The organism is Aquisalimonas asiatica (genome assembly GCF_900110585.1).
GTDB classification, from domain to species: domain Bacteria; phylum Pseudomonadota; class Gammaproteobacteria; order Nitrococcales; family Aquisalimonadaceae; genus Aquisalimonas; species Aquisalimonas asiatica.
Genome location: NZ_FOEG01000013.1, coordinates 1 through 12007 on the forward strand (window position 1 = coordinate 1; position 12007 = coordinate 12007).

Annotated in this window: 9 protein-coding genes; 3 read left to right on the forward strand and 6 right to left on the reverse strand. The window is 66.5% G+C overall.

The annotated features are described in order from the left end of the window. Window positions 1-304 precede the first annotated feature (304 nt). From BMZ02_RS17255 to gcvT, 5 genes are all read right to left on the reverse strand, one after another. Complete coding sequence (locus tag BMZ02_RS17255; protein ID WP_091646141.1) at window positions 305-1237, reverse strand: carbohydrate kinase family protein; 933 nt, start codon at window positions 1235-1237, stop codon at window positions 305-307. A gap of 130 nt (window positions 1238-1367) precedes the next feature. Beyond that, the gene (gene gcvPB / locus BMZ02_RS17260) at window positions 1368-2834 is read right to left on the reverse strand and encodes an aminomethyl-transferring glycine dehydrogenase subunit GcvPB (RefSeq protein ID WP_091646142.1); all 1467 of its coding nucleotides are present in this window, start codon (window positions 2832-2834) and stop codon (window positions 1368-1370) included. Between the two features lie 18 nt (window positions 2835-2852). Further along, the gene (gene gcvPA / locus BMZ02_RS17265) at window positions 2853-4220 is read right to left on the reverse strand and encodes an aminomethyl-transferring glycine dehydrogenase subunit GcvPA (RefSeq protein ID WP_091646144.1); all 1368 of its coding nucleotides are present in this window, start codon (window positions 4218-4220) and stop codon (window positions 2853-2855) included. A gap of 33 nt (window positions 4221-4253) precedes the next feature. Next, window positions 4254-4652 (reverse strand): glycine cleavage system protein GcvH, encoded by a 399-nt coding sequence (gcvH, locus tag BMZ02_RS17270; RefSeq protein WP_091646146.1) that lies wholly within the window; start codon window positions 4650-4652, stop codon window positions 4254-4256. 44 nt (window positions 4653-4696) lie between these two features. After that, entirely contained in the window at window positions 4697-5785 is a 1089-nt protein-coding gene (gene gcvT, locus BMZ02_RS17275; RefSeq protein WP_091646148.1) for a glycine cleavage system aminomethyltransferase GcvT, read from the reverse strand. A 509-nt stretch (window positions 5786-6294) separates the two neighbouring features. On the opposite strand from gcvT, the gene BMZ02_RS17280 reads away from it, so the two are divergent. Then, the gene (locus BMZ02_RS17280; RefSeq protein WP_091646150.1) at window positions 6295-7971 is read left to right on the forward strand and encodes an ABC transporter permease; all 1677 of its coding nucleotides are present in this window, start codon (window positions 6295-6297) and stop codon (window positions 7969-7971) included. A 41-nt stretch (window positions 7972-8012) separates the two neighbouring features. Here BMZ02_RS17280 and BMZ02_RS17285 read toward each other — a convergent pair whose 3' ends face one another. Further along, a complete protein-coding gene (locus tag BMZ02_RS17285) occupies window positions 8013-9191 on the reverse strand; it encodes an ABC transporter ATP-binding protein (protein ID WP_091646152.1) in 1179 nt (392 codons plus the stop codon). 158 nt (window positions 9192-9349) lie between these two features. On the opposite strand from BMZ02_RS17285, the gene BMZ02_RS17290 reads away from it, so the two are divergent. Together BMZ02_RS17290 and putP are read left to right on the forward strand one after the other, a co-directional pair. Next, entirely contained in the window at window positions 9350-10381 is a 1032-nt protein-coding gene (locus BMZ02_RS17290) for a Fe(3+) ABC transporter substrate-binding protein (protein WP_091646154.1), read from the forward strand. A 129-nt stretch (window positions 10382-10510) separates the two neighbouring features. Beyond that, on the forward strand, window positions 10511-11983 hold the full coding sequence (gene putP / locus BMZ02_RS17295; protein WP_091646156.1) for a sodium/proline symporter PutP: 1473 nt from the start codon (window positions 10511-10513) through the stop codon (window positions 11981-11983). The last annotated feature ends 24 nt before the right edge of the window (window positions 11984-12007 follow it).

Consider the following 12007-nt stretch of genomic DNA (forward strand, 5'->3'; position numbering starts at 1 on the left):
CCGACGTTCCGACGTTCCGACGTTCCGACGTTCCGACGTTCCGACGTTCCGACGTTCCGACGTTCCGACGTTCCGACGTTCCGACGTTCCGGCGTTCCGGCGTTCCGGCATCCGGCATCCGGCATCCGGCATCCGGCATCCGGCATCCGGCATCCGGCATCCGGCATCCGGCATCCGGCTTCCGGGCTTCCGGGCTTCCGGGCTTCCGTAGGGTGGACCTTCAGGTCCACCGTATTCACCACTGCCTGAACCATCCACAAAAAAGCCGGCCCGGGGCCGGCTTTTTCGTGCGGGCGCGGACGCCTCAGAAGCTCGTGCCGAAGGCCTGCTTGTACCAGCCCTTGAACTGCTCCAGCGTGAAATGATGGTTCTGGGTGCCGGAGCGGGCCACCTTGATGCTGCCCATGAGCGACGCGATCTGGCCGGTGGTCTTCCAGTCCAGGTCGTTGATCAGGCCGTACAGGATGCCGGCACGGTAGGCGTCGCCACAGCCGGTGGGGTCGAGCACGTCCTCGGGCTTCACGGCATCCACGTGGATGGTCTCGCCGTTGGTGTAGATGTCCGACCCCTCGCCACCGCGGGTGACGATCAGGGCGTCCAGCTTCTTCGCCAGGTCATCCATGCTCAGGCCGGTGCGGTCCTGCACCATGCGGGACTCGTAGTCGTTCACCGCCATGTAGGTGGCCTTGTTGACGAAGTCCAGCAGCTCCTCGCCGTTGAACATGGGCAGGCCCTGGCCCGGATCGAAGATGAACGGGATGCCGGCATCGGCGAACTGCCGCGCGTGGGCGATCATGCCGTCGCGGCCGTTCGGCGCCACGATGCCGATCTTCGCGCCCTCGTTGGTGGGCACGCTCACCTCGTGGGCCATGTTCATGGCACCCGGGTGGAACGCGGTGATCTGGTTGTCGTCCAGGTCGGTGGTGATATAAGCCTGGGCGCAGTACTGGTCGTCGTAGCGGCGCACGTAGTCCTGCGGCACGCCCCAGTCCTTCATCCATTCACTGTACTTGTCGAAGTCCTTGCCCACGGTCGCCAGAGGCAGGCCACGCTCGCCCAGCAGCATCAGGTTGTAGGCGATGTTGCCGGCGCAGCCGCCGAACTCGCGGCGCAGCTCGTCCACCAGGAAGGCGACGTTGAGGATGTGTACCTGCTCGGGCAGCACGTGATTCTTGAAACGGTCCCGGAAGACCATGATGGTGTCGAACGCAACGGAACCGCTGATCAGTGCGGACATGTGTTGCTCTCCCCTTTTGCTAAAGAAATCGGTCGGCCGGACGTGCCGGACGGCTGGCACGCCACACCCGCTCCCTCCGCGGGCCGGAGGGCACCGAGCGCAGAGATGAGGGCGTGGCGGCGGGCCAGCGTCAGCTGGCCTCGCCCTGCCATTTCAGGTCCAGTTCCTTGGCCGCCTTGACTTCGTCCAGGCGCCGCACCGGCATGTTGTAGGGTGCGCCCTTGACGAAATCCTTGTCCTGACGGGCCTCTTCGCGAATGGTGACCATGGCCTGCACGAAACCGTCGAGGTCATCCACGGTCTCCGTCTCCGTGGGCTCGATCAGCAGGCACTCGGGAACCAGCAGCGGGAAATAGGCCGTCGGCGCGTGGTACCCCAGGTCCAGCAGGCGCTTGGCAAAGTCACCGGCGGTCACACCCAGCTCCTTGGCTTCGCCCTTGAGGCTGATGATGAACTCGTGACTGGCCCGCCGCTCCGGCAGCCAGACCTGGAACCCCTCGGCCTTGAGGCGTGTCATCAGGTAGTTGGCATTGAGCGTGGCGAACTCGGCCACCCGCGTCATGCCGTCGCGGCCCAGCATGCGGGCGTAGACGTAGGCACGCAGGAGCACGCCGGCGTTGCCACCGAACGCCGACAGGCGCCCGATGGTCTGCGGGATGTCCTTCTCGGTACGCCAGTAGTACTGGCCGTTGTCCCTGCCGACCTGGGGAATGGGCGTGTGCGGCAGCAGCCGCTCGCCCACGCCGATGGCCCCGGCACCCGGCCCGCCGCCGCCGTGAGGCGTCGAGAAGGTCTTGTGCAGGTTGATGTGGATGACATCAAAGCCCATGTCACCGGGGCGCACCTTGCCGAGAATGGCGTTGAGGTTGGCGCCGTCGTAGTAGAGCAGCCCGCCCGCCTCGTGGACCAGGGTGGCGATCTCCTGGATGCGCCGCTCGAACACGCCCACGGTGGACGGGTTGGTGAGCATGATGCCGGCGGTCTGGGGCCCGACGGCCTCCTTCAGCGCCGCCATGTCCACGTCACCGTCGGCGGCGGTGGGAATCTCCCGCACCTTGTAGCCGCACATGACGGCCGTCGCCGGGTTGGTGCCGTGGGCGGCGTCCGGGACGATGATCTCGGTACGGCCATCGTCGCCACGGGCGTCGTGGTAGGCCCGGATCATGGCCACCCCGGCGAACTCACCCTGGGCACCGGCCATGGGGGCCAGGGAGACGGTCTTCATGCCGGTGACTTCCGCCAGCATCTCCTGGAGATCGTACAGACACGCCAGAAACCCCTGGCCGGTGCTGTCCGGCGCATGAGGGTGGCGATCCAGGAAACCGGGCAGCATGGCCAGGCTGTTACACGCCCGCGGGTTGTACTTCATGGTGCACGAGCCTAGCGGGTAGAAGTTGGTGTCGATGGAGAAGTTCTTCTGCGACAGGCGGGTGTAGTGGCGCACCACCTGCAGCTCGGAGACTTCGGGCATCACGGCGCGCTGCTTGCGCCGGAACTCGGCCGGAATATCGGCCAGATCGGCGTGCTCCGCCGGCGCCTGGGCGCGGGCATAGCGCCCGCTGCGACCCAGGTCGAAAATCAGCGATTCCTGACTCACGGTAGAACCTCCGGTTGCTCAGGCGGCCTTGGCCAGCGCGTGGCTCAGGGCGTCCACGAAGCGATCGATGTCGGCGTCGGTCACCGTCTCGGTAGCGCAAACGAGCAGGGCATTGCCAAGCCGCTTGTCGTGACGGCCCAGCGGATAACCCGCCAGAACGCCCTGACTTGCGAGCTGCTGGAATACCGGCTCGGCCGGCCGGTCCAGCTCGATCACGCGCTCATGGAAGTAGGGGCCGTCAAACCGCAGACTGACGCCCTTGATGTCCGCCAGCCGCTCGGTGAGCTTGCGGGTATTGGCGTGGCACTGCCCGGCCACCCGCTCCAGCCCCTCGGCACCCAGCAGCGACAGGTAGATCGTCGCTGCGGTCACCATCAAACCCTGGTTGGTGCAGATGTTCGAGGTGGCCTTGTTGCGCCGGATGTGCTGCTCCCGCGCCTGCAGGGTCAGCGTGTAGCCGGTGCGGCCTTCCAGGTCCACGGTGCGGCCGACAATGCGCCCCGGCATCTGCCGCACATGCGCCTTGCGGCAGCACATGAAGCCGAAGTACGGGCCGCCGGACGACAGCGGGATCCCCAGGGGCTGCCCCTCGCCGCAGGCGATGTCGGCACCGTTCTCGCCCCACTCGCCGGGCGGTGTCAGTACGGCCATGGCGGTGGGGTTGACCACGGCAATCACCAGGGCGCCGTTGCGCTGGGCCCAGTCGGTGAGCGCCTGCGCCTCTTCCAGACGGCCGAACCAGTTGGGCTGCTGAATGACCAGCGCGGCGATGTCCTCGCCGTCCCACTGCTTCAGCGTCTCCACGTCCACCGCACCGGTGTCGGCGTTGCTGGCCACCGTCTCCAGGCTGATGCCCTGGTTGCCGACGATGGTCCGGGTGGCATCGCAGTACATCGGGTTGACCGTGTCCGGCACGAGGATGCGGCCGGATTTTGACTTCCGGTTGGCGCGCACGGCCATGAGCACGGCCTCGGCCAGCGCCGAGCCGCCGTCGTACAGGGATGCGTTGGACGCATCCATGCCCATCAGCCCGGACATCATGCTCTGGTACTCGTAGATCAGCTGCAGCGTGCCCTGGCTCGCTTCCGCCTGGTACGGCGTATAGGCGCTGTAGTACTCGCCGCGGGTGGTGATCTCCCAGACCGCCGCCGGCACGTGGTGACGGTAGGCGCCCGCGCCCAGAAAGCACGGCCCGAGCATGTCGCCGGCGGCGCGCTCGTTCATCTCCCGGGCGATCTCCATCTCGGAGACCCCCTCGGGGATGCCGGGCAGGCCGGGGTCGATCAGGTCCGAGGGGACTTCGTCGAACAGCGCGTTGATGCTGTCGACGCCCACCTCCGCCAGCATGCGGCGGATGTCTTCATCGGTATGTGGAATGAACGGCATGGTATTACCCGCCTCCGTTTTGAGAAACAGACCTCACCCGTCGTCTTCTTCCGTGATGAGCTGTTCGTATGCGTCGGCGTCCATGAGCTCGTCCAGGGCGTCCGGATCATCCAGTTTGATGCGCATGATCCAGCCTTCGCCGTAGGCATCGGTGTTCACCAGCTCCGGTGCGTCCTGGAGCTGGCTGTTGGCATCAATGATGGTGCCGGATACCGGGGCGTAGACGTCGGAGGCCGCCTTCACGGACTCCACCACGGCCACGGCCTCGCCCGCTTCCACGGTGCGGTCGATCTCGGGCGTCTCCACGAACACCAGGTCCCCCAGGGCGTCCTGGGCGTGATCGCTGATGCCGACGGTCACGGTGCCGTCATCACCCTGACGGACCCACTCGTGACTCGGTGCGTACTTCAGATCGCTGGGTACGTTGCTCATTGGTTTGCGTCCCTTAAGTTTCTGACCCTCTGTAACCGGGTCGTTCAATTAATGAAAGCTTGACCATTGCGGACGAACGGCGGCTTCACCCGACGCACGGGAAGCGCCCGTCCGCGCATGTCGACCGTCCACGGACCCTCATCACCGGCGGGAATGCGCGCCATGGCAATGGAACAGCCCAGCACCGGCGAAAAACCACCGGACGTGATCTCGCCGGCGCCGCCGGCTTCGGAATTCAGTGTCTGGCCGTGGCGCAGCACGCCCCGCCCTTCCAGGACGAAGCCCACGAGACGCCGCGACACCCCGGCCTCGCGCTGCTTCTCCAGCGCGCCGCGGCCGATGAAGTCCCGATCCTCCGGTGTCCAGGCCACGGTCCACCCCAGTGCCGACTCCAGCGGCGTGGTGGTGGTGTCCATGTCCTGGCCATAGAGGTGCAGCCCGGCCTCCAGGCGCAGGCTGTCGCGGGCACCCAGGCCGCAGGGCGCGGCGCCCGCCGCCGTGAGGTGGTCCCACAGATCCACTGCCGAACGGGCCGGCAGAACCACTTCGAAGCCGTCCTCGCCGGTGTAACCGGTCCGCGCGATCAGCCAGTCGCCGGTTTCCATGGCCCGGAACGGCTTGAGTGTGGCGAGCCGGTGCTCGAGGCGCGCGTCCACGGCATGCCCCAGGCACTGCTCCGCCTGCGGACCCTGAACGGCGATCATGGCGGCATCCGCTCGTTCCCGGATGCGCACGTCGAACTGCTCGGCGTGCCCGGTCATCCAGTCGAGATCCTCGGTCCGCCGGGCCGCGTTCACCACGATGCGGTAACGCCCCTCCGAGAGGTAGTAGACGATGAGATCGTCGATAATGCCCCCGGCGTCATTGAGCATGCAGGTGTAGAACGCCTGCCCCGGCTCTTTCAGACGCGCCGCGTCATTCGCCAGAAGACGGCGCAGGAAAGCGAGCGCGTCCGCGCCGGAGACATCCACCACGCCCATGTGCGAGACATCGAACAGGCCGGCCGCAGAACGGACCTGCTCATGTTCCTTGATCTGGGAGCCATAATTCACCGGCATTTCCCAGCCGGCGAAATCCACGAGCTTGGCACCTGCTGACTTGTGACGCTCGTACAACGGTGTGCGCTGCAACATGGTTGCGCAGAACCCTCCTGATTGCGTGGGGCGTCTGCCCGCAGCAGAAGCACGGCATCGGGGCTCTACCACGGGCTGACGGGCGGTCCGGGCTGGCCGTTGACGCGCTGTCGCAACGCTCCGAAACCGCTTCGCTGATCAAAATCTAAACCGCAAGGGTATGCCGGCTGGAGTTCAGTAGCAACCGCCGCCCGACGGCCAATGCAGCAAACGGCGCTGTGTCGAATGGGCGTTCAGCGGCTTGACAAGCGTTCCCGCAATGCGGCGAAAACAACACTCATAACAACGACTTGAAACCCATTTTTGAGCATGCGCATGGAACGACAGGATGCGGCGGGCGAAGACTCATTTCCGACAGGAAATCGATTCTTTCCGACCCGTTGACCGGCGTCGAGGCGCGCGGCGGGTGCAGACCCAAGCGTGAACCGTTATCATTTGCAACCACTGATCGGCCGGGCATCCGCCCCGGCCAGCCGAACCACACCCACAGGAGGTTGCCCTTGCCGCCCATGGCCAGTGCCCGGCTCCCATCCCTGATTCGGGGCCTGTTTCCGCGGGTGGACGTGTGGAAGGCGCTGACGCTCGCCATCGCCGCCCTCGTGGCGCTGCCCGTGATCGTGGTGCTGGCGCATGTACTCGTGCCCACCGATGGCATCTGGGCCCACCTCTCCAGTACCGTGCTCACCCGTTACGTGGGCAACACACTGTTCCTGCTGGTCACGGTGGGCTGCGGCACACTGGTGATCGGCGCGGGCACGGCATGGCTGGTGGTCATGTGCCGTTTCCCGGGCCAGCGCATCTTTGAATGGGCGCTGCTGCTGCCCCTGGCGGTTCCAACCTACGTCATCGCCTACGCCTACACCGATTTCCTGCAGTACGCCGGACCCGTGCAGATGTGGTTGCGGGAGGTGTTCGAGTGGAGCCGCCACGACTACTGGTTCCCGGAAATCCGCTCCCTTGGCGGCGCCGCCACGCTGATGACGTTCGTGCTCTACCCCTACGTCTATCTGCTCGCACGGGCGTCCTTCCTGGAGCAGTCGGTCTGCGTGCTGGACGTGGGCCGGACCCTCGGCCGGGGGCCGTGGCGCCTGTTCTCCGGCGTCGCCCTGCCCCTGGCCCGGCCCGCCCTCGCCGGCGGCGTCGCGCTGGCGTTGATGGAGACGCTCAACGATTTCGGCGCGGTGCAGTTCTTCGGCGTGGACACGTTCACCACCGGCATCTACCGGACCTGGTTCGGGCTTGGCGAGCCCGTGGCCGCCGCCCAGCTGGCCGCCTTCATGATGGTCTTCGTGCTGGTGCTGGTGGTGCTGGAGCGGTGGTCACGGGGGCGCAGCCGCTATTTCCATACGTCCAGCCGTTATCAGGCGCTGCCGGAGTACCAACTGCGGGGCTGGGGCCGGATCGGGGCCATCCTGGCCTGTGGGCTGCCGGTGCTGATCGGCTTCATCGGGCCGGCACTGCTGCTGGGCAGCATGAGTATCCAGCAGGGGGACGCGCTGCTGGGGACGCGTTTCCTGGAGTTCGCCCGCAACAGCCTGACGCTGGCGGCCGTTACCGCCGTGTTCGCGGTGGTGCTGTCAGTGATTCTCAGCTACGGCGTGCGCCTCAACCCCGGCCCGGTCACCCGCAGCGCGGCGCGCATCGCCGCCATGGGCTACGCCATCCCCGGCGCGGTCATCGCCGTCGGCATCCTCATTCCGCTGGGCTGGCTGGACAGTCAGCTCAACGTGCTGTTCCGCGACTGGTTCGGCATCAACCTCGGCCTGATCCTGTCCGGGACCATGTTCATCCTGGTCTATGCCTACGTGGCGCGCTTCCTGGCCGTATCGTTCAATACCGTGGAAGCCAGCCTCGGCAAGGTCACGCCGACCATGGACGCGGCCTCCCGCACCCTGGGCAAGACCGCGGGCGGCACGCTGCGACGCGTGCATACACCGATCATGCGCAGCAGCCTGCTGGCGGCCGGGATTCTGGTGTTCGTGGACGCCATGAAAGAGCTGCCCGCCACGATCATCCTGCGGCCATTCGACTTCGACACCCTGGCCGTACGGGCCCACAACCTGGCCTCCGACGAACGCCTCGCGCAGGCGTCCACATCGTCGCTGGCGATCGTCGTGGTGGGCATTATCCCGGTGATTCTGCTCAGCCTCGCCATGCGGCGGGCGCGACCGGGCAGCAGCGACTGAGGAAGGATGGCAGGGACCAGGCGTGGGCCACCCGGGCTGCGTCAGCCCCAGCCCTGAACACTCGCCGCAGGGCCGTCCGGTGCGGCCGGCGACGCGCCGGCGGCCTGGTCGTCCAGCGGGAAGACGAACGCCTGGGACGGGTCGAGGCGGATATCCACCGGCTGATTGCGGGCGGGCAGAAACACGCCCGGCATGCGGGCATGCAGGTGAGACTCGCGCCCGGCCTCGTCATGGGCACAGAGATGGACCAGGCTGCTCGCGCCGAGTAGCTTGGACATGACCACGTGACTACGATCGTGACGCCCGTCAGGCTCACCCTGCACGGTGACGTTCACCGCCTCGGGCCGGATCATGACACGCACCCGGGTGCCATCGGCCATGCCGGTGGCGTCCACGTGCCCCACCGGGGTCTCCACGGCTTCGCCGCGGACATCGCCGAAGAACTCGTTGACGTCACCGAAGAAGGTCACCACGAACGGGTCCCTGGGCTGGCAGTAGAGCTCCATGGGCGTGCCGATCTGCACGATGCGCCCGTCACGCATCAGCGCGATCCGGTCGGCCATGAACAACGCCTCTTCCGGATCGTGGGTGACCATGAGCGTGCCGGTGCCGCTGTCCTTGAGGAGGTGCAGCGTGTCGTCACGGATCTGGTTACGCAGCCGTGCATCAAGGCTGGAAAAGGGTTCGTCCAGCAGCATCAGGCGCGGCGCGGGCGCCAGCGCGCGGGCAAGGGCGACGCGTTGCTGCTGGCCACCGGACAGCGTGTGGGGAAAGCTGTCCGCATACTGGCCGATGCGCAGCTGCTCGAGCAGGCCCAGCACCCGCTCCTGGCGGAGGCGCCCGGAGCGCTCTTTCAGCCCGAAGGCAACGTTGTCCGCAACGGAGAGATGAGGAAACAGCGCCGAGTCCTGGAAGACCAGACCAACGCTACGCCGCTCCGGCGGCACCGGATGGCGCCCCTCGTCCGCCACGATCTGCCCGTCGAGGGCGACTCGGCCGTGGTGCAGCGACTCCAGGCCGGCGGCGATGCGCAGCAGCGTGGTCTTGCCGCAGCCCGAGGGGCCGAGCAGACAGACCACTTCGTGGGGGTGAACGGTCAGGTCCACATCGGTGACCGCAGCAAGATTCCCGAACGCGCGGGAAACGCCCTGGACCGCCAGAACCGGCGTATTCTCCGACTCGGACTGGACCGCACGCGTGGATATTGGCGTGGCAACCATGGACTCGACTCACCTGGTGGAAGATGGCTTCTCGATGGTATGTAAATGCGAATCATTTGTAAACGCGGAACAACGCCCTTGACAGCCGTGATGGCTGTGTCCAACATGCTTTTATTGCGAATACGAACCGTTCTCATTTGCGAACCAATGGAGCGTCAATGACCAGCCCCCTCCTCCGCCGCGCCGTCACCGGCGCACTGGCCGCGGCCATCACGGTCGCCCCGCTCACGGCCCTGGCAGGCGAAGTCACCGTCTACTCGGCCCGCCATTACGACGAGGACCGCACCCTTTACGACACCTTCACGGAGCGCACGGGCATCGAGGTCCGCGTGCTCGAGGCGGATTCCGACCAGCTGATCCAGCGGATCCGCCGCGAAGGCGCCGCCAGCCCGGCCGACGTGCTCATCACCGTGGATGCCGGTCGCCTGTGGCGCGCCGAGCAGGAGGGCGTGTTCCAGGCCGTGGAGTCCGAGGCGCTCACCGAGCGCCTGCCCGAAGCCATGCGCCACCCGGAGGGGCTCTGGTTCGGGTTCAGCCAGCGCATGCGCGTGGTGTTCTACAACAAGGATGCGTTCGACCCGGATGAACTGGAGACCTACGAGGATCTCGCCGACCCGCGCTTCAACGATCAGCTGTGCATCCGCTCATCGGGCAACATCTACAACCAGTCACTGCTCGCCGCGATGATCGCCGTCCATGGTGAGGAGGACGCCGAAGCCTGGGCGCAGGGCGTGGTGGACAACCTGGCCCGACCGCCCCGGGGCGGCGATACCGACCAGATCCGCGGGGTCGCCACCGGCGAGTGCGAGATCGGCGTCGCCAACCATTACTACTACGTGCGCATGGTGAACTCCGACGACAGCCGCGACCGGGAGCTGGCGGAGCGCGTCGGCATCATCTTCCCCAACCAGAACGACCGCGGGGTTCACGTGAACGTCGGCGGTGCCGGTGTCGTGGACGGCGCACCCAACCGCGAAAACGCCATCCGCTTCCTGGAGTACCTGGCATCCGACGAGGCCCAGGGACTGTTCGCCGCCGGTAATCACGAGCTGCCCGTGGTGGACGGGGTCTCCGGCGACGAAGTGGTGGAGTCGTGGGGCTCGATCAAGCGCGATGCGCTGAACATCAGCGAGCTGGGCAACAACAACCCGGCCGCCGTGCGGATGTTCGACCGCGTCGGCTGGCGCTGACGCCGACGCCGCCTCCAGTTGCACCGACGCGCCGGGAATCCCGGCGCGCGGCGTTCTCACCTCTTGTGCGCGGGCCCGGCGACTGCTACTCCTACAGGCAAACCACGACAACGACCGGAAGGGTGCCTGATGGAAGCGGAATTGAACGTCCCCACGCTGATCACCTTCGTCCTTTATCTCATCCTCATGCTCATGTTCGGGTTGTTCGCCTACCGGGTGACGAACAACCTCTCCGACTACATCCTCGGTGGCCGCAAACTCGGCCCGGGGGTAACGGCACTCAGTGCCGGCGCCTCGGACATGAGTGGCTGGCTGCTGCTCGGTCTGCCCGGCGCGGTGTATGCGTACGGTATGAACCAGGTGTGGATCGCCGTGGGGCTGGCCGCCGGCGCCTTTCTCAACTGGCTGTTCGTGGCCCGCCGGCTACGTCGGCATACCGAGATCGCCGACGACGCCATCACCCTGCCCGACTTCCTGGAGCACCGCTTCGAGGACAACACCCGCATCCTCCGCGTGGTCTCGGCGGTGGTGATTCTGGTGTTCTTCACGTTCTACACATCCGCCGGGATGGTGGCTGGCGCCACGCTGTTCGAGAACACCTTCGGCTTCGGCTACCTCACCGCCCTGCTGGTGGGCGCCGCCGTCATTATCGCCTACACCTTCCTGGGCGGCTTCCTCGCGGTAAGCTGGACAGACTTCCTGCAGGGCATTCTCATGTTCTGCGCCCTGCTGCTGGTGCCCGCCGTTGGCATTGCCGCCATGGGCGGCTGGGGCGAGGTCACCGCGGCGGTGCGCGAGGTCGAACCCGGCGGCATGAGCATCTGGCACGACATGACCTTCCTTGGCATCGTCTCCCTGCTGGCCTGGGGCCTCGGCTACTTCGGCCAGCCCCACATCCTGGCCCGGTTCATGGCCATCCGCTCCGAGGACCAGATCCCCAGGGCCATGGGCGTCGGCATGACCTGGATGATCTTCTCGCTGATCGGTGCCGTCCTCACCGGTCTGGTGGCCATGGCCTGGTTTGCGGATGCGCCGCTGGATGACCAGGAAGCCGCCTTCATCATGCTGAACCAGGTGCTGTTCAACCCCTGGGTTGCCGGCATTCTGCTGGCTGCCATCCTCGCGGCCATCATGAGCACCATCGACTCCCAGCTGCTGGTCTCCTCCAGCGCGCTCACCGCCGACTTCTACAAGGCCATGCTCCGGCGCGATGCCACCGAGGGCGAGCTGGTCTGGGTGGGTCGCGCCGCAGTGCTCGGGGTGGCGGCCATCGCCACGTTGCTGGCCATGGACGACGAGAGCCTGGTGCTGGATCTCGTGGCCTACGCCTGGGCCGGTTTCGGCGCCGCCTTCGGACCGGTTATCATCCTGTCCCTGTTCTGGCGTGACATGACTCGCAACGGTGCGCTCGCGGGCCTCGTGGTCGGTGCCGTCACGGTCATCGTCTGGGACATGCTCGGCGGCGGACCGGCGGGGATCTTCGATGTCTACGAGATCCTGCCCGGCTTCATCTTCGCGACGATCGCCATCGTCGTGTTCAGCCGGATCGGCCCGGAACCGTCGGCGGCCATGCGCGTCCAATTCGAGCGGGCGCACGACTAGTCGGACTGACACCTCTCCGACGGG

What these genes read in the sequence shown, in the direction of transcription:
- BMZ02_RS17255 (WP_091646141.1), bottom strand. Translation starts at nt 1,237, where the DNA reads ATGTCCGCACTGATCAGCGGTTCCGTTGCGTTCGACACCATCATGGTC.
- gcvPA (WP_091646144.1), bottom strand. Translation starts at nt 4,220, where the DNA reads ATGCCGTTCATTCCACATACCGATGAAGACATCCGCCGCATGCTGGCG.
- gcvH (WP_091646146.1), bottom strand. Translation starts at nt 4,652, where the DNA reads ATGAGCAACGTACCCAGCGATCTGAAGTACGCACCGAGTCACGAGTGG.
- gcvT (WP_091646148.1), bottom strand. Translation starts at nt 5,785, where the DNA reads ATGTTGCAGCGCACACCGTTGTACGAGCGTCACAAGTCAGCAGGTGCC.
- BMZ02_RS17280 (WP_091646150.1), top strand. Translation starts at nt 6,295, where the DNA reads ATGGCCAGTGCCCGGCTCCCATCCCTGATTCGGGGCCTGTTTCCGCGG.
- BMZ02_RS17285 (WP_091646152.1), bottom strand. Translation starts at nt 9,191, where the DNA reads ATGGTTGCCACGCCAATATCCACGCGTGCGGTCCAGTCCGAGTCGGAG.
- BMZ02_RS17290 (WP_091646154.1), top strand. Translation starts at nt 9,350, where the DNA reads ATGACCAGCCCCCTCCTCCGCCGCGCCGTCACCGGCGCACTGGCCGCG.
- putP (WP_091646156.1), top strand. Translation starts at nt 10,511, where the DNA reads ATGGAAGCGGAATTGAACGTCCCCACGCTGATCACCTTCGTCCTTTAT.